The 21,682-nt window shown below is 44.5% G+C and carries 18 protein-coding genes; 12 read left to right on the top strand and 6 right to left on the bottom strand.

The features are described from left to right. The first annotated feature begins 509 nt into the window (after positions 1–509). Entirely contained in the window at positions 510–2,732 is a 2,223-nt protein-coding gene (pflB, locus tag H9625_RS15085) for a formate C-acetyltransferase (protein ID WP_022039928.1), read from the top strand. A 97-nt stretch (positions 2,733–2,829) separates the two neighbouring features. Beyond that, entirely contained in the window at positions 2,830–3,561 is a 732-nt protein-coding gene (gene pflA, locus H9625_RS15090; protein ID WP_191765146.1) for a pyruvate formate-lyase-activating protein, read from the top strand. 172 nt (positions 3,562–3,733) lie between these two features. Here the strand turns inward: pflA and H9625_RS15095 are convergent, their stop codons facing one another. Continuing rightward, positions 3,734–4,360, bottom strand: a complete 627-nt coding sequence (locus H9625_RS15095) for an HU family DNA-binding protein (RefSeq protein ID WP_087405839.1) — start codon at positions 4,358–4,360, stop codon at positions 3,734–3,736. Positions 4,361–4,967: 607 nt separating this feature from the next. Here H9625_RS15095 and H9625_RS15100 point away from each other — a divergent pair. From H9625_RS15100 to H9625_RS15130, 7 genes are all read left to right on the top strand, one after another. Then, positions 4,968–5,519 (top strand): hypothetical protein, encoded by a 552-nt coding sequence (locus tag H9625_RS15100; RefSeq protein WP_191765148.1) that lies wholly within the window; start codon positions 4,968–4,970, stop codon positions 5,517–5,519. 5 nt (positions 5,520–5,524) lie between these two features. Then, entirely contained in the window at positions 5,525–6,172 is a 648-nt protein-coding gene (locus tag H9625_RS15105) for a hypothetical protein (RefSeq protein WP_191765150.1), read from the top strand. A 14-nt stretch (positions 6,173–6,186) separates the two neighbouring features. Next, positions 6,187–6,645 carry a hypothetical protein gene (locus H9625_RS15110; protein WP_191765152.1) on the top strand — a complete coding sequence of 153 codons (459 nt, stop codon included), beginning with the start codon at positions 6,187–6,189 and terminating at the stop codon, positions 6,643–6,645. Then, positions 6,633–7,274 (top strand): hypothetical protein, encoded by a 642-nt coding sequence (locus tag H9625_RS15115; protein WP_191765154.1) that lies wholly within the window; start codon positions 6,633–6,635, stop codon positions 7,272–7,274. Before H9625_RS15110 ends, H9625_RS15115 begins: the two co-directional genes overlap by 13 nt. 48 nt (positions 7,275–7,322) lie before the next feature. Next, on the top strand, positions 7,323–8,171 hold the full coding sequence (locus H9625_RS15120) for a hypothetical protein (protein WP_191765156.1): 849 nt from the start codon (positions 7,323–7,325) through the stop codon (positions 8,169–8,171). Positions 8,172–8,392: 221 nt separating this feature from the next. Next, positions 8,393–8,560: a hypothetical protein gene (locus H9625_RS15125; RefSeq protein ID WP_158098060.1), complete on the top strand. Its 168-nt coding sequence runs from the start codon at positions 8,393–8,395 to the stop codon at positions 8,558–8,560. Between the two features lies 1 nt (position 8,561). After that, the gene (locus H9625_RS15130) at positions 8,562–9,854 is read left to right on the top strand and encodes a hypothetical protein (protein WP_191765157.1); all 1,293 of its coding nucleotides are present in this window, start codon (positions 8,562–8,564) and stop codon (positions 9,852–9,854) included. 226 nt (positions 9,855–10,080) lie between these two features. On the opposite strand, the gene H9625_RS15135 is transcribed toward H9625_RS15130, so the two are convergent. Together H9625_RS15135 and H9625_RS15140 are read right to left on the bottom strand one after the other, a co-directional pair. Further along, the gene (locus H9625_RS15135) at positions 10,081–11,727 is read right to left on the bottom strand and encodes a C69 family dipeptidase (RefSeq protein WP_087248098.1); all 1,647 of its coding nucleotides are present in this window, start codon (positions 11,725–11,727) and stop codon (positions 10,081–10,083) included. 144 nt (positions 11,728–11,871) lie between these two features. After that, positions 11,872–13,542, bottom strand: a complete 1,671-nt coding sequence (locus tag H9625_RS15140; RefSeq protein ID WP_191765159.1) for a M23 family metallopeptidase — start codon at positions 13,540–13,542, stop codon at positions 11,872–11,874. Between the two features lie 473 nt (positions 13,543–14,015). Between H9625_RS15140 and H9625_RS15145 the strand changes: the two genes are divergently transcribed. Both H9625_RS15145 and H9625_RS15150 read left to right on the top strand, forming a co-directional pair. Next, positions 14,016–15,092 carry a YeiH family protein gene (locus H9625_RS15145; protein WP_087208956.1) on the top strand — a complete coding sequence of 359 codons (1,077 nt, stop codon included), beginning with the start codon at positions 14,016–14,018 and terminating at the stop codon, positions 15,090–15,092. Positions 15,093–15,276: 184 nt separating this feature from the next. Continuing rightward, positions 15,277–16,719: a carbon starvation CstA family protein gene (locus H9625_RS15150; protein WP_022038600.1), complete on the top strand. Its 1,443-nt coding sequence runs from the start codon at positions 15,277–15,279 to the stop codon at positions 16,717–16,719. Positions 16,720–16,808: 89 nt separating this feature from the next. Here the strand turns inward: H9625_RS15150 and H9625_RS15155 are convergent, their stop codons facing one another. Further along, a complete protein-coding gene (locus H9625_RS15155) occupies positions 16,809–17,738 on the bottom strand; it encodes a LysR substrate-binding domain-containing protein (RefSeq protein WP_022038599.1) in 930 nt (309 codons plus the stop codon). Positions 17,739–17,750: 12 nt separating this feature from the next. After that, on the bottom strand, positions 17,751–18,332 hold the full coding sequence (locus H9625_RS15160) for a DUF6621 family protein (protein ID WP_022038598.1): 582 nt from the start codon (positions 18,330–18,332) through the stop codon (positions 17,751–17,753). A gap of 201 nt (positions 18,333–18,533) precedes the next feature. Between H9625_RS15160 and clpB the strand changes: the two genes are divergently transcribed. Then, positions 18,534–21,122 carry an ATP-dependent chaperone ClpB gene (clpB, locus tag H9625_RS15165; RefSeq protein WP_022038597.1) on the top strand — a complete coding sequence of 863 codons (2,589 nt, stop codon included), beginning with the start codon at positions 18,534–18,536 and terminating at the stop codon, positions 21,120–21,122. Between the two features lie 248 nt (positions 21,123–21,370). On the opposite strand, the gene H9625_RS15170 is transcribed toward clpB, so the two are convergent. Beyond that, positions 21,371–21,682 (bottom strand): Rpn family recombination-promoting nuclease/putative transposase (locus H9625_RS15170; protein ID WP_225226462.1); only part of this gene is annotated, 312 nt, incomplete at its 5' end.

A 21,682-nucleotide genomic window follows, 5' to 3' on the forward strand; every position in this document is an offset into this window, starting at 1 on the left:
CTTCCTCCGCCCTTTCCGCTACGCTCCAAGGACGGAGGAAGGCGGTGGAGGAGTTGCACTTCTAACTTGACGGTGGGTTTGCACTTTTCGCATAGTCCTCTCGGTAAGAAAAAGATAGAATCAAGATAGCAAGATCAATCAATGATACAAAAAATAAAGAGAAAACTGCTGCTTCCCCAAAATCAATTAACGTTCATATTGCAATGTATCATCAATAGACCTGTCGGGATTAGGCATCAAATATCCCCAAATCTTTCTTCCTGATAAATTAGGAAGAGAATTATGAAACTGTTTCGAACTTATCGTGCGATGATTTGGGGTGAATTTTTGAGGCATTTCCGTTTGTGTGATGAGAAAGATAGCGGGCCATCTGTGTGTAAATGAAAGGACTGCAACCCTCCATGTACTTATCCCCATTTTCAGGTATTGCGCCGTATCGGGATTTTCCGTACCTTTGCATCCGTTTTTAGGAAAAACAAGTATATCACATTTTAATTATTTCTTGCCTTATGACAATGAATTTCAAACCGGGACGTTGGAATCATCACGTCGACGTTACCGATTTCGTAAAGACTAACATTACTCCTTATGTGGGCAACGCATCTTTCCTGACCGGTCCCACCGAACGTACCAAAGCCGTATGGAATAAATGCCTGGAAGCACTTGCCGAAGAACGTGCCAACAACGGCGTGCGCTCGCTCGATCCGTCTACCGTCTCTACTATCACGTCGTTTGCTCCAGGATACATCGATAAAAACAATGAAGTAATCGTCGGTCTGCAGACCGACGAGGTGCTGCGCCGTGCCATCAAGCCCTTCGGAGGCATCAAGGTAGTGGAGAAAGCTTGCCGCGAAAACGGAACGGAAGTAGACCCGAAGGTAAAGGATATATTCACGCATTACCGCAAGACGCACAACGATGGTGTATTCGATGCTTATACTGAAGAAATCCGATCATTCCGCTCGCTGGGATTCCTCACCGGACTTCCCGACAACTACGCACGCGGACGAATCATTGGTGACTACCGCCGCCTTGCTTTGTACGGACTGGACCGACTGATAGAAGCGAAGCAGGACGACCTGCGTCACCTGACCAGCCCGATGACTGATGAGCGCATCCGCTTGCGTGAGGAAGTGATGGAGCAAATCAAGGCTTTGAAAGAAATAAAGATACTGGGAGAACAATACGGACTCGATCTGAGCCGTCCGGCCGAAACGGCACAGGAAGCGGTACAATGGGTATATATGGCCTACCTGGCTGCCGTGAAAGAGCAAGACGGAGCAGCAATGTCGCTAGGCAACGTGTCATCATTTCTCGACATCTACATCGAGTATGACCTTGCTCACGGAACATTGGATGAAGCACACGCACAGGAACTGATTGACCAGTTTGTCATCAAACTCCGTATGGTGCGCCACTTACGTATGCAGGCGTACACTGATATTTTCGCAGGCGACCCCACATGGGTAACCGAGTCCATCGGCGGACGCTTCAATGACGGACGGGTGAAAGTGACAAAGACCTCCTTCCGCTTCTTACAGACACTGTACAACCTAGGGCCTTCGCCCGAACCGAACCTGACCGTGCTCTGGAGCCCGCAGCTACCCGAAGGCTTCAAGGATTTCTGCGCACAAGTATCCATCGATACATCTTCCATCCAGTACGAAAACGACGACCTGATGCGCGAGGTGCGCGGTTCGGACGATTACGGTATTGCCTGCTGCGTGTCGTATCAAGACATCGGCCGTCATATCCAATTCTTCGGTGCACGCTGCAACCTGGCCAAGGCACTCTTGCTTGCCATCAACGGCGGACGTTGCGAAAACACGGGCACAGTGATGGTGAAAGATATTCCGGTATTAAGTAACGATGAGCTGAATTTCGAGGAAGTGCTTGCCAACTACAAGAAAGTACTGAAAGAGATGGCGCGCGTATACAACGACGCGATGAACATCATCCATTACATGCACGACAAATATTATTACGAGAAAGCGCAGATGGCCTTCGTTGACACCGACCCGGAAATTAACCTGGCATACGGAGTGGCCGGTATGTCAATCGCAGTAGACTCGCTTTCTGCTATCAAATATGCCAAGGTAAAAGCACGCCGTAACGATATCGGACTGACCGAAGGTTTCGACATCGAAGGCGAGTTCCCTTGCTTCGGGAACGATGATGACCGCGTGGACCATTTGGCGGTAGACTTGATTTATTACTTCGACGAAGAACTGAAAAAGTTGCCCGTCTACAAACACGCCAAGCCGACACTCTCCATCCTGACCATCACCTCAAATGTGATGTACGGCAAGAAAACAGGCGCCACCCCTGACGGACGTGCCAAAGGAGTAGCATTCGCCCCTGGAGCGAACCCGATGCACGGGCGTGACAAGAACGGAGCCGTAGCATCACTCAGCTCGGTGGCAAAATTACGTTACCGCGACTCACAGGATGGTATCAGCAACACGTTTTCCATCGTTCCGAAATCACTGGGTGTAGACCGCGAAAGTCGCATTGAAAACCTGGTGACATTAATGGACGGATATTTCGTAAAAGGGGCACACCACCTGAACGTGAATGTGCTGAACCGTGAAATGCTGGAAGACGCGATGGAGCATCCTGAAAAATACCCGCAACTCACCATCCGCGTATCGGGCTATGCGGTCAACTTCATCAAACTAAGCCGCGAGCACCAGTTGGAGGTTATCTCACGCAGTTTCCACGAACGGATGTAAAATAGTTTAACAATTGGACACGGGACACAAGGTGACCTGATCATCCACAAAGAAGCTCAACACCAGTGCGTCTCCGTGTCCAAAGTAAAAAATAATAATGGCAATAAAAGTACATTCATACGAATCGTTGGGCACTTACGACGGACCTGGCATCCGTCTGGTAGTCTTTTTGCAAGGGTGCAACTTCCGGTGCTTGTATTGTGCCAATCCCGACACCATCAATCCGCAAGGTGAAAGCAAGGCCACGGATCCCCAAGACATTTTGCGGATGGCAACAAATCAAAAACCTTTTTTCGGCAAGAAAGGCGGCATCACCTTCAGCGGAGGAGAACCTACGATCCAGGCAAAAGACTTGATACCTCTGTTCCGGATGCTGAAGAAAGAGGGCATTCATATCTGTCTGGACACAAATGGAAGCATCTGGAACGAAGATGTGAAGGAACTGCTGACACTGACCGACCTGGTACTGCTCGATGTAAAGGAATTTAATGATATACGCCATCGCCGGCTGACCGGTCATAGCAATGCCCAAACGCTGGAAACGGCTGCCTGGCTGGAAGCTAACGAAAAGCCCTTCTGGTTGCGTTACGTGCTAGTTCCAAGCTACAGTTCATTTCGTGAAGACATCAAGGCTTTAGGAGCCCATTTCCATCCTTACCGGATGATAGAACGAGTAGAAATCCTGCCTTACCACACACTAGGCGTTCATAAGTACGAAGCAATGGGGCTGGATTACCAATTAAAAAAAGTTCCTCAAAATACACCCGAAGAACTGGAGGAGGCCCGGATACTGTTCGAAACATACTTTATTAAAGTCTATGTTAACTGAAGGAAGCTCTATGTAGCAAACCGGTGTAAAATAACTGTTTTACCACAGAGGACACAGAGACACACAGAGCCTTTTGACTTTTTTCCTCTGTGGTACCCTGTGTCCTCTGTGGTGAGAAAATACACAAACTTGTACCGAGCATGATATAATCGCTTCCTACTTTATTGGAAAATTAGAGCTTGTCATCCTGTCCCTTACGCTTCACATAAACCCGGTGAGGAGCACGCCCCTTGATGTCGATAAGGTGTGCCTTCACCCATTTGTCCAGGTCCTGCCACGCCTTGTTCCTCAACAGTCCGGTCAGCTCCCCGTATTCGGCGCGGGTGATGTACGGATGCTCTTCCAGATACGCCCGAAGCATGTCAAGCCGCTCTTCTTCCGTATAACGGCTGGAACTTTGCTTGAACTTCTTCCACGAAGGGGCACGCAACACCTTCCCGCAGCATTGCTTCGAGAACTGTTTGGATACCGTCACCCTCACCTTATCGAAACGGATGGACTGGGCATGTATATCTTCTTTATCGTACACCTCCGCGTCTGCCTTGAGCGAGACCGAGGCCGTGCCGATATTCCCTATCTGCACACGGTATCCCTCCGAAAGGAGTTGCGTGGTCCAGTATTCTATCTCTTCCATCACGGCAAGGATATTCCCTCTGGTCAGTCCGGAATGGCTGGCGATTTTCTCGACAAGCTGATCAAACGTAACGGTCTGGTAGGCAACCATCTTCGGATAAAGTTTCGGAGCGTTTTCCGCATCGCCCGCAAAGGGCACAGGCAACAAATCATAAAGAGCACTCATCGTTTTGTTTTGATTAAGGTTAATAATCCGTTTGCTTATCACTTGGTTTTACGTCCTCCGTACCGGGGATGTACATCCTCCGATGCAAGGACGTACATCCTCGGCAGCAAGGATGTATATCCCCGCATCGGAGGACATAAAACCAAGCCTGTCACAAAGATAATACGAGACGAAAGCAAAGTCAAGTATTTGGAGGATTATTTGAAAATAATCAAGTCCGGAACAAGCATTTCCATTTATCTAACCATCCGATTCAATGACAAATATTTTACCCAACAAAATTTCTTGATTCGTTTGATTTATTCGTAAGGATTGCTTACTTTTGTGGCAGTGAGCAGGCTGAAGCGTCTGCGGCTCACTATTTTGTGGGAAAATATTATGTGAGAAGCGTCATGCTTCATTCTTGTTCTTGAAAACCTAGGAAATTTTCAAAACACACAAGGATGGACGTTGGCGGTTCCCACGCTGCATAGCGTGGGTCTGCTGTCTATTTACCATTGTGTGTTGGGTTTTCCTAGGACCTTCAAGAACGTGGAAGTAGCACGCAGTTCCACGCTTCTTTTTGTTAACTTTTAAATCTTCGAGGAACGGGAGTCACAATGTAAATATGGACACTAATTTTAAAAGAAACGGTTGTAAGATTAATTATCTAGATACTATCAAAGGTCAAGAGGTTGAATTTTATTTTTTCTATTTACATGAAGTAATTAAAATTGTTTGTGAAGTAGATTTAAATCTATCCCGTAAAGAAAAGATTATTATAATCCCCTTATGGGATATTCGTGTAAATCAATTTACCGAACTTAGATATGGAGAACAAGATTTTATAGATGATGTAGGAACTATATTAAGTTTTCTAGAAAATTCTCCTAAAGGAGAAGATTTTTTATATGCAGCCTTTGATTCCTTTGTTTTTTATCATATTAAACAATTTAACCGTATTGTCGACACCGATTTATTTAGAATTATAGCCGAATTTATATTGGTTACAGAAGCTTTATCAAGGAATAAAGGAATTAGCATTCCAATAATGCAGCGTGTTGAATTTACTCGTTTATTCATAAATAGAGTATTAAATACTGTTTCGCAACATCTTTATATAACCCGTTATAGAAAGAGTACTTTTGGTATAGAACCTTACTTAGAAAAATATAAATAAAAATTATGGAGAATATAGAATCTTTTATCCGAATTTGTGAACAAGCAAACCATTTCTATCATTTGGATAGAAATAAATCGATAATGCTATTTCAAGAAATAGCTTACACAGCTTTCAAACGGTCTAATTCATTAATCGCAATACCTAATAAGGATGCAGCAACAGTAGGAGAAACCTTTTTAAATTTATTAGATGCGATTGATGATTCTTCATTATTTCAAACACTTTCTACATTGGGGTATTATTTTTTATCATGTGGAATAGATTATAATACATCAAACTATCGAGCATTAGATAAACGTATAATAATTTTAAACTTAGGAGCACAAAGTTTTTATAAAACTATTGCTCATGCAAAAAATTTACCCATACTCTCTTACGTAGATTTTAATGATTGGGTATCCTTACCTCCTATAGCAAAATATGTATTAATACTTGAATATAAAGATATTAAAATGTTATCATCTCTGGTCAAGCTGCCCAATGACATATTATTGCGTAAAAATTGGTTTGATCAATCCATTGCTAATGGTTATTTCAATGATGTTTGTTCTCCCCATAATGTAATCCAATACGCTTCATTGTTACATAATGATGTTATGAAATATTTAAATGAAAAAATTAAAAAAGGTGTGGTTTATTTTGTTGATTAAAAAATAAATATATTATGATGGAGTATTATGACACATTTCCGATAAATATATTAGAACAGAGTGGTCCGATAGCAAGAAAACCTATAGGCTTCCTTGCACATACAATGAAAATTTGGGAAAATCAATGTTGCATAGTTGATAGAAAAATTAATGCTATAATAAAAGGTGATATTGTTAATGATGAAATGCATATAGAATTGGAACATATCGATTATAGACAATATATTTTAAGCAGATTGATTTTCAAAGAAATATCACTTAATAGAGATAGAATATTATGGAGTAATGATCTTATTATAGGTGGTCATTCTTCATCAAAAAATGTACCTTCATTCCTTTCTCTTTTTTATCAACTGGGAGATTTATGTAAAGTACAATTTTCTAATCAAACTTATTTGATAGAATTTTATGGGAGCAGTAATGGATATGATTTATATAAGCAAATAATATCAAATATAAAATGGAAGCTATAGAATCCTTAGCGACAGAAGCAATAAAAGAATTTGAGAATAAGCATATTCAAACAGCCACTGGTTTATTGACAATGCTTTATAGACAGATCTTAGATAATCCAACTGAATTGCAAAGTATAAACAATTATTACATTGTAGGAAGAGCTTTTCTTTTCATGTTGCATAACCAATTATCAGACGATGTTGATACGATACAAACAATATCAAGCATAGCTTATTTGTGTATTTCAAAAGCTATAAAGCAGAATGTATCTGACTTAAATCTATATAAGGACAGATTACTTGTTTTGATTCTTGGATATGGGGCGTTTAAATACACAGTAATGTCTGTTTTAAGAGAAAATAAAGAAAAAAGATGGTCTATTACGTTTTTTGATTCAAGTGCTGTTCTCTTATCCGAGAATGCTATTTGGCAAATGCAATTTTTTGATATGGAAACAATTCCTGTAATTTATTCATCATCTTTTTTTGAAGAACAAAGAAAAGTATTTATTAAAAAATTGCAGCGTCAATTTTTTCTTCCGGCGAAAACAATAGAAGAAGTTCTTGAACAAGGTAGAAGCTTGCATGAAAAAGTATATGACTATTTATCAAATAAAATTTTTATTGAAGCGGATATTGATTTTTAGAGAGCAATCATAGGATGCAAATAATAAAAAATTGTATAAGTTTAAATTATGACAATCGATAAGGAACGTAGTTTAGCAATCAGCAAAATACTTGATTGTTACCTGAATACACAAGTGAACAACCTATTTGATTTGGCTGAAAACATGAAAGCACTAAACAACTTTCAAGTTAAGATAAATGAATTGCAAGACATGAAAAATGCCAATCAAATAGAACAAAATGGATTAGCTTTGATTTTGTTGCGGAAATACGTAATGGAAGAAAAGTTTGGGAAACTATTGATGAGGAATCTGATACGCCAATATTATGATTTGAATGATGAACAGATTTCAAAATATGAAAATTGCCGTATTGAACAATCGGGAAAGTATTACATAACTAATCCATTGGTTTGTAAAAGAAAAGGTGAAACTTTTAGAGGAAAAAATTTTGAGACTTATTGTCTGGAACTTATAATAAAAGGCAAAAGCTATGTTCATGAAGATATGCTTAAGAATAATTCAACATTCATACGCTCTATAAAATGCAATCCTAAATCAATTGATTTATACCTAAATTTATCTATGAATGATAAAATGAAATACTTACCATACCTATTCATAAACGATTATACAGATTGGAGTAATACCGAAATTAAAGCAGAAATAGAAAATACTTCAATTGAATTAGAGTCTCTAATGGGTAATTTTGGTTATATCGCTTGGCAAGGAATAGACAATATAGAGCAAACTCTTCGCCACATTCAACAATTAAATAATAAGAATCGAGTGAAAGAAGATAAAGGTTATATCACAGATGAAATTATCCAAAATTGGATAAAATACTACACCAATAATATACGAATTGTATTCTTATTTGCCTCTTCAAGAATCATTCGTCTTGGAACATCAAGATGAATTGAATTGGGGAGCTATGGAACTGAATCCACGGATAGAATGGACATTTCCTTTGGTACAACTGTTATTGAGAAAACATGCTCTATTGCCAGAACCGGAACAATCCAAAGGTCTAAAAGGAAACCAAAGCATGTTTGACAAATTGTTCAAGCCGATACTAAATGATGAGATTATTAGTGATTTAGAAAAGTTATATGACATGTAAATAAAACGCTACAAGTATGGTCAAGACATTAAAGGAACAGCAACGCTTTATCATAGAGACAAAAGCGAATGCGGAGAGTGTGATAGCTACGGAAAAGGCTGATAATGAACAATGGAAAATCCGTTTGAAAAAGGACAGGGCTTACCCTCAAAGTTCCCGTACCAAGCGGAAGAAAAGGAAATAAAATGGAGATAGACAAAGAAACATTAGACTCAAGGATTCAACAAGCGTCAGATTGCGTCAAGTTCTTGAATGAACATCAGGAAGTTTGGCTGCGCTTACATGATTCAAGTTATTCCCTTTTGGTCGTCCATGCTAAAAGAGGCAAGGATTATTGCTTTCCGAGTTTTTCTAAAAGCTTGATTCCTTATACTAAGCTATTACAGCAATATCAAGAATATAAGCATGACGTGAAAGTTTGGAATGCAGGTAATCCAGTATATTCTGAATATTGGTTGCCTATAAGCACAAATTATGTGGCAGAAGAAACCTATATTAATTTGTCTTCCGCCAAACTGCCCATACTTGTAGCCAGTTGGAAATTGAATGAACATTATGTAAAGACCGCTTGCCCATCCCTTTTGAAATTTATAAAGGCTGAAAAGAAAAAGAATAGGCAAATTATGCCAACACTCAAAAGAATGAAATCTTTTTGGAATATGTTTGCAAAGTTTTTCAAAAGAGCAAAAGAAGAAAAGCCAGACCGTTCTGCCAAAGATGATAACAATGACAACTTTGCCAAGTATAAAGGATTGGGGAAACACAATCCTCGCTTGATAGACGCATGTAACAGATTTTGCGGCTCGCTTTCGAAAATCTCTTTGAAAAATTCCCCCAATCTGAATGCCTTGCTGACAGAATTGCCCGACTTGAATTTGGATGAAATGTATGTATTGGATAATTACAATCCTCAGCCCGACTCTCCTTATTTTAGGGATATCGGACAGCATTTGCGGCTTTACGCCCGGCTTAAATCTGTAGAAAAGCCATGCGATGTAGATTTTGCCATGTGGTATAATAGGGATAAAAAATATCCGGAAGCAAAACCTCTCCCAGAGTTTGAAAGTCCTTTCAAACACATTACATTACCTTTTACCGAAGAAGCCATTTGGCAAGCTTATCTGTTGAAGCAAACCAAGCATAAGATAGGGATGTGGTGGCATGGTTTGTATAAATATCGGGTCTTCATTAATCAGATTGAGGACATAGACCATCTGACACAACTGTTTGAAGCGAACTATAATGAGCTAAATCACTTTAAATCTGAGGCAAAGGCAAATTGGTCGGAAAGCATGTCTCCCGTAGTCTTCTTGGATGATGATAAAGCCTACATCAGCCATTATTGGTTCGATTATTGGTATGGACTAAGGCAAGTGGAATGCTTGGTAAAGTACAATCCACATTCTCATACGATTACTGATTTTCAGATAAAAGAATCAGAAGCGATTGTTCGTTTTCATTGCGGAATAATGTTTTAGTGGGTAAGAAGCCATGAAAACATTGGGATATGTCAATAAAAATGAAGACAAACTGAAAGGCGTTTTCTTCGGCCAACCCATAAGAGATACGTTAGGGTTGTTCATGCGGCATCCAATGGGAATCGGCAGGCATAATATCAATCTAACTAGTCCATTTACAAAAAGGAATCCGCCTCAAAATAAAGTTACTTTTATCTTGAGGCGGACTTAATATTTGTATAAAGGCCTACTTCAGGTCAATCACCTTATAGCGCTCGCCGGTAGACTTCACCAGTTCGTTCAGGAATTCTTGCGGATATCCGGGACGGTCAAGCGGAGCCGTATTGCCCGTTTCGGGACGTACCAGCTTGCCGTTCTTTACCCGTTTCACTACCCCGTCGTTATAGCGCACAATGAGGAACTCGCCTAACTTCTTCCATGCATCTACCGCCGCTTGGGCACTCATGCCTGTGTAATTGGTGAGGAACTCTTTCGCCTTCTGCGGATTCTCGGCATAAAGTTTCATCGCGGTGCTTTCGATTCCGGATTGCGCATCGGCATACATATCTTCCAATGCATTCTGAACGGTACGCATATCCTCTACCATCAGGCTATAACGCGGACGAATCATATCTGCCACCCAATTGTAAATCCAGAACGCCGAATTCCATGAGAACGTGACACAATCGCCTTCTCCTTCGGCATACGAAGCCGGCACCTTATCGGTATTGCAATACACCGGAGTGAAAACCGTCATGTTGGCATCGTCCAATCCGAACCACAGAACACCGCCGATAGCATCGGGCATCGTGGAACGCATCTGGGAAACAAACGTAAAGGCACTTTGCTGGGTCGAGATGGGACGCTCGTTGAAATATTCCTGACCGTCTACCTTAAATGTCAACGGAGACAAGCGGTAAGGCATCTGAAAGGCTCCGGCACCCATATCGTTCGTAATATCGAGGGGAGTGCCTTCGTAATGGTCGCGCATCGCCTGCTGGATGTCGCGCACCGACACCTTGCGGTCGGGCTTCACGTAAAGCGGCATCGGCTCCTTGCTTTTGCCTTGGATGTAAGGAAGGTATGCATCGCCGGTGGTCTTGCTGAACATATTATAGAAACTCCACACGCGGGCTTCGCACGCACGCAAGCCACTGAAATCCAGCGGACAATAAGCATCGGCAAAGCTGAAATCCTTGTTCATCCCATTGAAATAGCCTTTCTCACGGGCGAAGGAAATCACATCGGGCGAATACAGGCAATTATCCTTGTCGTTCAGGTCGAACTTATGGATGCGGCTTTGGTTGGCATGTGCCGCGATGCAATCATCGGGAACGCGTACCGCTACCCATACGGCACCTTTCACGCCCGGTCCTTTGCCTATCATTTCCATAATCCATACCTCGTTCGGGTCGGCAATAGAAAACGATTCTCCGCTACTATAATATCCGTATTCCTTAACCAGATCGGTCATCACCTTAATGGCTTCCTTTGCTGTGCGAGAGCGCTGGAGCGCCACATAAATTAGGCTTCCATAGTCCATGATTCCGGTTGTATCTACCAGTTCGGGGCGTCCGCCAAAGGTGGTCTCCCCTATCGTCACCTGAAATTCGTTCATATTTCCAATGACATTATAGGTCTGCTTCGCCTCCTTTATCTGCCCCAGGTACTTGCCGGTATCCCATTCGTAAATCGGGCGCATGGCTCCCGATTCGTGCGTCATCGCCGGATAATGGCACAAGAATCCGAACATGCCGTACGAATCCGCCGAGTAGGAAACGATTACAGACCCGTCGGCAGAGGCTTTCTTTCCGACAATCAAGTTGGTACAAGCCCAACCGTTCATCACACACATTGCCAATAGCATGGCAATCCATCCAAGTTTTTTTCTCATTGTTATTCGTGTTTTTTATTTTGATAATTTATAATTGTTCTGAAACGCAGATACCCGCAGATTGACGCGGATTTAAATGCATCGCCCGATGCACCTATATGCATCAGCCGACGGACGTATATGCATCGGCTCGCGCACCTATATTCAGAATTCATATTCCTCTCGTGCCTCGTTCTCGCATCCGTCTTTCACGATGACTTCCAGCCGGTGAGCCACGCCTTTCTTTATCCGCTCAGGGTCTTGAATGACCAAGATGCCTTTCTTCAGCCCGAACAATACAAACTCTCCGTCGACATAAACCTTATACGAAGCAATCCCAGTCTGCGCATCGCTCACCCGGAAACGTATGTTGCGGTTCGTACGCCAAGTGCCTCTTCCCAAGGGAGTAATGCGTGGAGCGACCGTATCTATCTGTACCGAAAATGTACCGAGCGTACGGACGGTTGCCTTTACCCAACCGTTGGCGTATGTTCCTCCCACCGATGCTTTCCACTTGCCCACCCGTTGCTCGATGTAATATTTCGTGGTATCTGCTACGGGCAAACGGCGCACGCCTATTTCCAACGGACAAAAGCCATGCAAAGGTGCAGGTCCCGCATCAAGTACATAGTCGAACGAGATATTCCCACTATCACTCACCACACGGGTATCCAGTTCGGTATCTTCATACACCATGGCTTTCGGAACAATCAGGTTCATGCCCGGTTCCTGTACGACATTGGTCTGGTTCCAACGCAACATCCACTTGGCCTGAGGCTCGTAAGCAGGGATGTCCTGCCGCTTTCCCGACACCGTGAAACGGTATGAACGCTTGTTTCCGAAATTATCCTCCAGCACATACCGGAAATGATAATCACGCTCCTCGTCTATCGTCACGATGCCTCTTGCGTCATCCGTCTCCAATAAACGCAAGCTATTGCCCGGAGCCTTATACGAACGCATGACGAGCCGGCGGGTTTTCGCGTACTCTCCATAATCGATAAAGCTGTTTATCATCCGGTTCTCATTTGCCGAAACTTCATCGGTAACGCTCCGGAAAACCTGTACCGAATCGACATAAAGCGTCACCGAATGCACGCCATAGAAATTGGAAGTCCCGCTCATGTAATCCTTAGCGGCAATGCCCGTATAGATTTCTCCCCATGCCGTAAAGCGTTGCTTCAGGTTTCCAGCCCCTACCAGCTTGCGCCGGGAACTTCCGTCTACCACTCCCCTGCCCTTTACGGGATAAAGCCCTATCAGGCTTGCCACGGGTGAACGGTCATCCTTCAGGTATTTCCGAAAGTAAGGCATGGGGTCGACATAATCCCCGTTATCGTTCCGGCGCAACTCCAGGTGCAGGTGCGGCCCTGCCGATGAGCCTTCGTTTCCGCTCAACGCAATCATTTCTCCCTTTTCTATGGGAAGCACATCCGGCTCGATGCGAATGTCGCATACGAACGTCTCATGTTCGTACTGATACTTACGGACATATTCCTGAATCTTCGGAGCGAACGAAACCACATGTCCGTATACCGAAGTGAATCCGTTGGGATGGGTCACGAACAAAGCTTGCCCATATCCGCCATGCAGCACCATGACGCGCGACACATAGCCTTCCGCTACACTGTAAATAGGTTTTCCTGTCACGCCTCCGGTCTTGATGTCCAAACCGTTATGGAAATGATTGGGACGCAATTCACCAAAGTTCGCGCTCAATAAAAGCGGAAAGTCGAAAGGCGAACGGAAGTCCGGCTGCATCCTGTTCTGTCCTTGCAAGGACAACATCGCCCCCCAAGCCAGTATCAATAATGTCAATAATAGATGTTTTCTCATCTGAATCTATCTGCTATTTTTATTCATTATCTAAAATCGGGAACAAATATACAATTTCCCTGTAAAAACGCCACATGAAATTTGTCATCTATTCATTTTTTTCTTATATTTGTGAACTTTCGGATGATTCCGAAAAGGAAACTTGTGACCTTTCCTAATACCAAGATTCTCTTTACATTTTTACTTGTTTTCAATAGGATTACATATAATTATAGCAAACAGAATAGGAAGGGAAACAGTTATGATTGCTCCCCCTTCTGAGCGGATGATGATATCTGTGATGATGACTTTAACGCATGAATGTTACAAGTAGAGAATCTCTTTCTTCTACTTGTAACAAACAAGCGAACATTTTTCTCGTTATTACTACAAGTTATAGCAGATAAATATTTTTCAATAGGTCTGTCGACAATAATGTCTTACCTTTGCGGTGCATTAGAAAAAGTATAACCACTTTAAAACATTATTGCGATATGTTCGAAAAAGGAAACAGAGGAAACACTCTACACGGAATCCTGCTCATTGCCCTCTTCTCATTTGCAGCATTCTACATCTCAGAAATCCCATTTGTCAGAAATCTCTCATTCAGCCCGCTTATCGTCGGTATCATATTAGGCATGCTGTATGCCAACAGCTTACGGAACCGGTTGCCAGAGACATGGGTACCGGGCATCAAGTTCTGCACCAAGCAAATCCTGCGTGCCGGCATCGTGCTTTACGGTTTTCGTCTGACCCTTACGCAAGTAGTAGCGGTAGGGCTTCCCGCCATCCTCATTGATACCCTCATCGTGGCTGGCACCATCGGACTGGGCGTATGGCTGGGACGTGCCTTGAAAATGGACAAGGACACTTCGCTCATGACCGCTACGGGAAGTGCCATTTGCGGTGCGGCAGCAGTATTGGGAGCCGAACCGGTGGTGAAATGTGAAGGGCATAAAACCGCCATTGCAGTATCTACGGTCGTTATCTTCGGTACCATTTCCATGTTCTTATACCCGATTATGTACCGCGCCGGATTACTGGACGCATTAGGGAACATCGGTACGGCTATCTATACCGGAAGCACACTTCACGAAGTGGCACACGTAGCCGGAGCCGGCAATGCCATGGACCCGACCGATGCCTTGGGCATAGCCGGTACAGCCACCATCACCAAGATGATTCGCGTCATGATGCTTGCCCCGGTATTGGTTATCATGAGTTTCGCGCTTGCCAAACGCAAGTCGGCTGAAACCGGAAGCACCTCGGGTAAAAGCAAAATCACCATCCCCTGGTTTGCCTTCGGATTTATCGGCATCATCTGCCTCAACTCTTTCCTACAATATATATTAGGTGTAGAGAGTGTAAAGGAAATCCCGCTGAACGGCGCCATCGAATACATCGATACCTTTATGCTGACCATGGCGATGACGGCACTGGGCACAGATACCAGCATCGAGAAGTTCAAGCAAGCGGGCGCCAAACCGTTCCTTCTTGCCGGATTATTATATGTATGGCTGGTGGGAGGCGGATACCTGCTCACGAAATGGCTGGTTCCGGCGTTGATGTGATGTCTCACATAGAAACGATTTAAACACAGATTAGCGCAGATTTACATGGATAAATAATAAAAAGAATCCATGCAAATCTGCGTTTCTTCGTTTTTTCAATAGCAGAACAAATCATATTTAAAGAATTATTCGTAGTTTTGCAGCGATTTGTTACAATATGAAACAATTTAATTACTGAAAAACTATGATAACATTTGTGTTGAGCCTGATAGCCCTCGTAGCGGGCTATCTCATTTATGGGCGTATCGTAGAGCGTATATTTGCTCCCGATGACCGCCCTACCCCTGCGGTCAGCATGGCGGACGGGGTCGATTACGTGGTACTTCCCGGATGGAAGATTTTTATGATTCAATTCCTGAACATTGCCGGAACAGGCCCTATCTTCGGTGCCATCATGGGAGCCAAGTTCGGTCCTTCCGCTTACCTGTGGATTGTATTAGGCTGCATCTTTGCCGGAGCCGTGCACGATTATTTAAGCGGCATGCTCTCCATGCGCCATGGCGGAGCCGGATTGCCCGAACTGGTAGGCGCTTATCTGGGCGACCGCACCAAGAAAGTAATGCTGGTTTTCTCCGTATTCCTCTTATTAATGGTAGGTGCCGTATTCGTTTATAGCCCTGCTATCATTTTAGGAAAACTTTGCAGCGACTCGCTAACGTGGGTGTACATCTGGTGCCTCATCATTTTCGCTTATTACTTCCTTGCCACCATGCTGCCCATCGATAAGATTATCGGACGCATCTATCCGATTTTTGCCATAGCCATGCTGTTTATGGCAATCGCCTTAATGGGCGTGCTCTTTATCAAATGGCCTTCCCTACCCGAACTGACCGATGGGCTTACGAACATGAATCCGGCTTCAGGAACCATATTCCCCTGCCTGTTCATCACTATTGCCTGCGGAGCCATCAGCGGTTTCCATGCCACCCAAAGCCCGCTTATGGCACGGTGCATCAAGAGTGAACGCCAAGGACGCCCCTTGTTCTATGGAGCCATGATAACCGAAGGAGTAGTTGCTCTGATATGGGCCACCGTATCGATGTACTTCTTTTATGGAGGTGCTGCCGGAGAGTTAGGCGTGCCGGCTACCCTGCAAGCGCCCGAAGTCGTTACCACCGTATCTCAAGGATGGCTGGGAGTATTCGGCGGCGCCCTGGCAATATTGGGAGTAGTAGCCGCCCCTATCACCAGCGGCGATACAGCCCTGCGCAGTGCCCGGCTTATCATTGCCGAATTCCTGCACTTGGAACAACACTCCATACGCAAACGCATCTACATTTGCATCCCCGTATTCGGAGTCACCTTAGCGCTATTGTGGTATAACATTGCCGATGCAGACGGATTCAACGTGATATGGAATTATTTCGGATGGGCTAACCAAACATTAGCGGTATTCACGCTTTGGACAATAACCGTTTACCTGGTACGGAAGAAGAAAAATTATTGGATTACGCTTCTTCCTGCCATGTTCATGACGGCGGTCTGCCTTTCGTTCCTGCTCATTTCCAAGGATAGTTTCGGCTTGCCAACTATCGTAGGCTACATCTCGGCTATAGCCGCTTTCATCATATCGGGATTGCTCTTTGCTATATGGAAAACATCAGCAGGCAAGTCCATGCACAACTAATCATTGCCACAGAAGTACACTGAAGACTTTAGCAAACCTATAATTGGACCTTCAGGGTACTTCTGTATATCTTTCAAAGAAAGGCAGAGTCATTTTGTTCCACCTTTTATGCGTCCGGGAATCCGGTGTTCCTGCAAATAACGGAAAACAAAATGAATGAAATTAAGTGCCGTTCCATCTTCCTGCCCTTGCTGAGACACGAAACAGAACTGACGCTGGAAACGCAAGCCTGCAATGTCGGTAATTCGAAACACATTCTCTTCCAATTCCCGGCGAATAGCAAATATTGAAACAATGCCCAGACAAGGACTGTGCTTCAAGAAAGACTTGATGCCTTCGGTACTTCCCAAGTGCATCCGTACATTGAGCGAAGAAAGTTTCACTCCCTTTTCTGCCAAGACGGCTTCGATGGCATCCAGCGTGCCCGAACCACGCTCACGGAGAATCAAAGGAATCTGCCTGAATTCTTCAAACGAAATTTCCTCTTCCGGCTCTCCTCCTTCCTGAATAGACGAAACCGGGACCAATTCATCACACAAAAAAGCTTCATAACGCAAGTTAGGCAGACGAAACACCCCTTCTACCATTCCCAAATCAATGCTATGTTCTTGCAATGCCTGCTCTACATTACGCGAATTGGTTTCAATCAATGTCAGCTTGATTTTCGGATATTGACGAGTATATTCGGCAAGAATAGGCGGAAGAACATATTGGGCAATGGTGGTGCTGGCTCCCAAACGCAACTGTCCGCTATACTCGTTATGCAACAAATGCATGCTATAATCCAACCTGCGGTATTCAGCAAGAATCCGTTCACTATACTCCAACAGCACACGCCCTGCCTCGGTAAGGGAGATCTTGTTGCCCAACCGGTTGAACAAGCGCACCTGATAAAGACTCTCCAATTCGTGAATATGCTTGGTTATGGCAGGCTGGCTGACAAACAGTTCCTGCGATGCCTTGGTAAAACTCAGGTTCTTGGCCACCGCATAAAAAACTTTCAAACGAAAATCAGACATACCTTCTTCCCATCATAATTCATCGGCACGGATGCCCAATGCCTGAAGTATGGCAAATCCCAACATTTCGAATGTAAAGTTTCCCGAATAAACAGGTGGATTCATGCCGAACACCGTAACCGGATCTTTCTTTTCCACCTTATTTATATAGTCGCTCAGACGGCTACCATATCCGTCTTCATCCGGAACGGCAATGATATGCCGCACATCTTTCGACTCGGCCATCAACTGGAACGACTCGGCAAACAAATCTTCGCGCGTAGCCAATCCAGACGGCTGGAAAGCATAAAGCGAGAATTCTCCCAACTGACTCTTAAATGCCATCGAATGAATTTCTTTTTCCAAATCAGCAGGAGCACAAAACGAGAAGCGCTTCCCCTCAGCATCATAAACAAAGATTACCTGTACTTTCGTTTCACCTAAGGATACACCAGCATCTAAGGCAAGACATTCCAACAGTACAGCCAAATCAGCTTTTGGCAACTCACGTTTCAATATCGGGGCAAAATGCGCTTTCAAATCATTTCCCACACGGTCAAGATAAGACGCATCAATCAGCATCACCACCGGGTCAAAAGGTATCTTCTTTTCCATATATCCAAACTATCTAACGGTTTTGGGAGTAAAGATACGAAAACTTTACTGACAATTTGTACAAAGAACGGACAATATTGCAGAAACCCGACGTAAACATCTGACATGTAGACATATATACACTCTTCTTGCCGTTTGGCAAAGAATTTGATGAATAGTAGTCGTAATTCATTTACTAAGAAACAAAAAGGAGAATACAATATGAACTTTAACAACTTTACAATCAAATCGCAAGAAGCTGTGCAAGAAGCGGTCAATCTGGTACAAAGCCGCGGACAGCAAGCCATCGAGCCAGAACATTTGATGGCAGGGGTGCTGAAAGTAGGAGAAAATGTGACAAACTTCATTTTCCAGAAACTGGGCATCAACGGCCAACAAATCGAAACGGTACTCGACAGGCAGATTGCTTCTCTGCCGAAGGTATCGGGAGGCGAACCCTACCTGAGCCGTGATGCAAACGAGGTATTGCAGAAAGCCATCGAATACTCGAAAGGATTAGGTGACGAGTATGTATCACTGGAAGCGCTGCTGCTCGCCCTGCTGAATGTGAAGAGCACCGTTTCCACCATGCTGAAGGATGCCGGACTGACCGACAAGGAACTGCGTGCAGCCATCAGCGAACTGCGGCAAGGACAGAAAGTAACTTCGCAATCGAGCGAAGATACCTACCAGTCACTGAACAAGTATGCCATCAACCTGATTGAGGCAGCCCGTACCGGAAAACTCGACCCCGTAATCGGACGTGACGAGGAAATCCGCCGTGTGCTTCAGATATTAAGCCGGCGTACGAAGAACAACCCGATTCTGATTGGTGAGCCGGGTACCGGTAAGACCGCTATTGTAGAAGGGCTTGCCCAACGTATCCTGCGTGGTGACGTGCCCGAAAACCTGAAGAACAAACAGCTCTACTCACTGGATATGGGTGCGCTGATTGCCGGTGCCAAATACAAAGGCGAATTCGAAGAGCGGCTGAAATCGGTTATCAACGAGGTGAAGAAATCAGAGGGAAACATCATCCTGTTCATCGATGAAATCCACACACTGGTAGGTGCAGGAAAAGGTGAAGGTGCCATGGATGCAGCCAATATCCTGAAACCGGCATTGGCACGTGGCGAACTGCGGAGCATCGGTGCCACTACCCTTGACGAATACCAGAAGTATTTCGAAAAGGATAAAGCCTTGGAGCGTAGGTTCCAGACCGTCATGGTGGACGAACCCGACACAGCAAGCTCTATCTCTATCCTGCGTGGCTTGAAGGAGCGTTACGAAAACCACCACCAAGTGCGTATCAAAGACGAAGCCATCATTGCCGCCGTGGAACTGAGCAACCGTTACATCACCGACCGTTTCTTGCCCGATAAGGCTATCGACCTGATGGACGAGGCAGCCGCAAAACTCCGTATGGAGCGTGATTCGCTTCCCGAAGAGCTGGACGAAATCGAACGCCGGTTGAAACAACTGGAAATCGAGCGCGAAGCCATCAAGCGGGAAAAGGATGAAGCCAAACTTGCCCAGCTGAACAAGGAAATAGCCGAACTCAAGGAACAAGATACTTCATACAAAGCCAAATGGCAGAGCGAGAAGGAACTGGTGAACAAGATACAGCAGAACAAGAAGGAAATCGAGCAATTGAAGTTCGAAGCCGACCGTGCCGAACGTGAAGGCGACTACGGAAAAGTAGCAGAAATCCGATACGGAAAACTACAGGCATTGGAAAACGAAATCAAGAGCATCCAGGAAGACCTGAAGAAAAAGCAGGGCGACAACGCCATGATTAAGGAAGAGGTAACTGCCGAGGATATAGCCGATGTAGTATCGCGCTGGACGGGAATACCGGTAAGCAAGATGCTGCAAAGCGAACGCGACAAGCTGCTCCATCTGGAAGACGAACTGCACAAACGTGTTATCGGACAAGACGAAGCCATCGAAGCCGTAGCAGACGCCGTGCGCCGGAGCCGTGCAGGACTGCAAGACCCGAAACGTCCCATCGGCTCGTTCATCTTCCTTGGCACCACCGGTGTAGGTAAGACCGAACTGGCAAAGGCACTGGCAGAATACCTGTTCGATGACGAATCGCTGATGACCCGTATTGACATGAGTGAGTATCAGGAGAAACATACCGTCTCGCGTCTGATTGGTGCGCCTCCGGGATACGTAGGTTATGACGAGGGCGGTCAGCTGACCGAAGCCGTGCGCCGGAAACCTTACTCGGTCGTACTGTTCGATGAAATCGAGAAAGCGCACCCTGATGTCTTCAATATCCTGCTTCAGGTATTGGACGACGGACGTCTGACGGACAATAAGGGACGTACGGTGAACTTCAAGAACACCATCATCATCATGACCTCCAACTTGGGAAGCTCATACATACAAAGTCAGTTTGAGAAGATTAACGACCAGAACCATGACCAGATTGTAGAAGACACCAAGAAAGAAGTGATGGAGATGCTGAAAAAGACCATCCGTCCGGAGTTCTTGAACCGTATCGATGAAATCATCATGTTCCAGCCGTTGGATAAAGACCAAATCAAGCAGATTGTACGCCTGCAAATCAACGGCATACAGAAGATGCTTGCCGACAATGGCGTAACGCTGCAGATGACCGACGAAGCCGTCGAGTTCCTTGCTACGGCAGGATTCGACCCCGAATTCGGTGCACGTCCGGTCAAGCGTGCCATCCAGCGTTACCTGCTCAATGATTTGTCGAAGAAACTGCTGGCTCAGGAAGTCGACCGCACGAAACCGATTGTGGTAGAACGCAATGCCGACGGTCTGAAGTTCCGCAACTGAAAAATATCAATAATGCTTTATCCACAAGGTTGGTAAAAACAGGATTACCATTTTCAATAAAGCAAAAGAGGCTGTCTCACCACCAAGAGACGGCCTCTTTCTATTTCGAACTTGACGGTGGGTTTGTCTTTTCAAGCAAATTAAGAAAATGCGAACATTTATTTTTTTTACAATTGGAGTGAGCTAATTGTGCCTCATACATAGAAGATAGTTTTTGAGATGCTCCCGAAATTTAGGGAAATGTCTTTTTAAAGCTCTGCTATTTCTTCCAGGCTAAGTCCGGTAGCTTCCACTATGATGTCTGTAGATACGCCTAAACTTTTCATTTTTTTCGCCGTTTCCAATTTACCTTCTTTTATACCTTCTTTTATGCCTTCTTCTCTTCCTTCCTGCATTCCTTTTTCTCTTCCTTCCCGCATCGCGTTCTCCACCCTGTCCTGCATGTCCTCCTCGTAAATACGGCTCACGTAGAAACGGTCTACTGCCTTATCATAAGCCACACGGTTCGCTTCCGACAGGTTCGCTACGGCAGCCAGCCGTTCCAGATGCTTGAACACCTG

Source organism: Phocaeicola intestinalis (assembly GCF_014837065.1).
Lineage (GTDB): Bacteria > Bacteroidota > Bacteroidia > Bacteroidales > Bacteroidaceae > Phocaeicola > Phocaeicola intestinalis.

What these genes read in the sequence shown, in the direction of transcription:
- H9625_RS15135 (WP_087248098.1), bottom strand. Translation starts at nt 11,727, where the DNA reads ATGAGAAAAAAACTTGGATGGATTGCCATGCTATTGGCAATGTGTGTG.
- H9625_RS15105 (WP_191765150.1), top strand. Translation starts at nt 5,525, where the DNA reads ATGGAGAATATAGAATCTTTTATCCGAATTTGTGAACAAGCAAACCAT.
- H9625_RS15155 (WP_022038599.1), bottom strand. Translation starts at nt 17,738, where the DNA reads ATGTCTGATTTTCGTTTGAAAGTTTTTTATGCGGTGGCCAAGAACCTG.
- H9625_RS15120 (WP_191765156.1), top strand. Translation starts at nt 7,323, where the DNA reads ATGACAATCGATAAGGAACGTAGTTTAGCAATCAGCAAAATACTTGAT.
- H9625_RS15095 (WP_087405839.1), bottom strand. Translation starts at nt 4,360, where the DNA reads ATGAGTGCTCTTTATGATTTGTTGCCTGTGCCCTTTGCGGGCGATGCG.
- H9625_RS15150 (WP_022038600.1), top strand. Translation starts at nt 15,277, where the DNA reads ATGATAACATTTGTGTTGAGCCTGATAGCCCTCGTAGCGGGCTATCTC.
- H9625_RS15145 (WP_087208956.1), top strand. Translation starts at nt 14,016, where the DNA reads ATGTTCGAAAAAGGAAACAGAGGAAACACTCTACACGGAATCCTGCTC.
- H9625_RS15140 (WP_191765159.1), bottom strand. Translation starts at nt 13,542, where the DNA reads ATGAGAAAACATCTATTATTGACATTATTGATACTGGCTTGGGGGGCG.
- pflB (WP_022039928.1), top strand. Translation starts at nt 510, where the DNA reads ATGACAATGAATTTCAAACCGGGACGTTGGAATCATCACGTCGACGTT.
- pflA (WP_191765146.1), top strand. Translation starts at nt 2,830, where the DNA reads ATGGCAATAAAAGTACATTCATACGAATCGTTGGGCACTTACGACGGA.
- H9625_RS15115 (WP_191765154.1), top strand. Translation starts at nt 6,633, where the DNA reads ATGGAAGCTATAGAATCCTTAGCGACAGAAGCAATAAAAGAATTTGAG.
- H9625_RS15130 (WP_191765157.1), top strand. Translation starts at nt 8,562, where the DNA reads ATGGAGATAGACAAAGAAACATTAGACTCAAGGATTCAACAAGCGTCA.
- clpB (WP_022038597.1), top strand. Translation starts at nt 18,534, where the DNA reads ATGAACTTTAACAACTTTACAATCAAATCGCAAGAAGCTGTGCAAGAA.
- H9625_RS15125 (WP_158098060.1), top strand. Translation starts at nt 8,393, where the DNA reads ATGGTCAAGACATTAAAGGAACAGCAACGCTTTATCATAGAGACAAAA.
- H9625_RS15110 (WP_191765152.1), top strand. Translation starts at nt 6,187, where the DNA reads ATGATGGAGTATTATGACACATTTCCGATAAATATATTAGAACAGAGT.
- H9625_RS15100 (WP_191765148.1), top strand. Translation starts at nt 4,968, where the DNA reads ATGGACACTAATTTTAAAAGAAACGGTTGTAAGATTAATTATCTAGAT.
- H9625_RS15160 (WP_022038598.1), bottom strand. Translation starts at nt 18,332, where the DNA reads ATGGAAAAGAAGATACCTTTTGACCCGGTGGTGATGCTGATTGATGCG.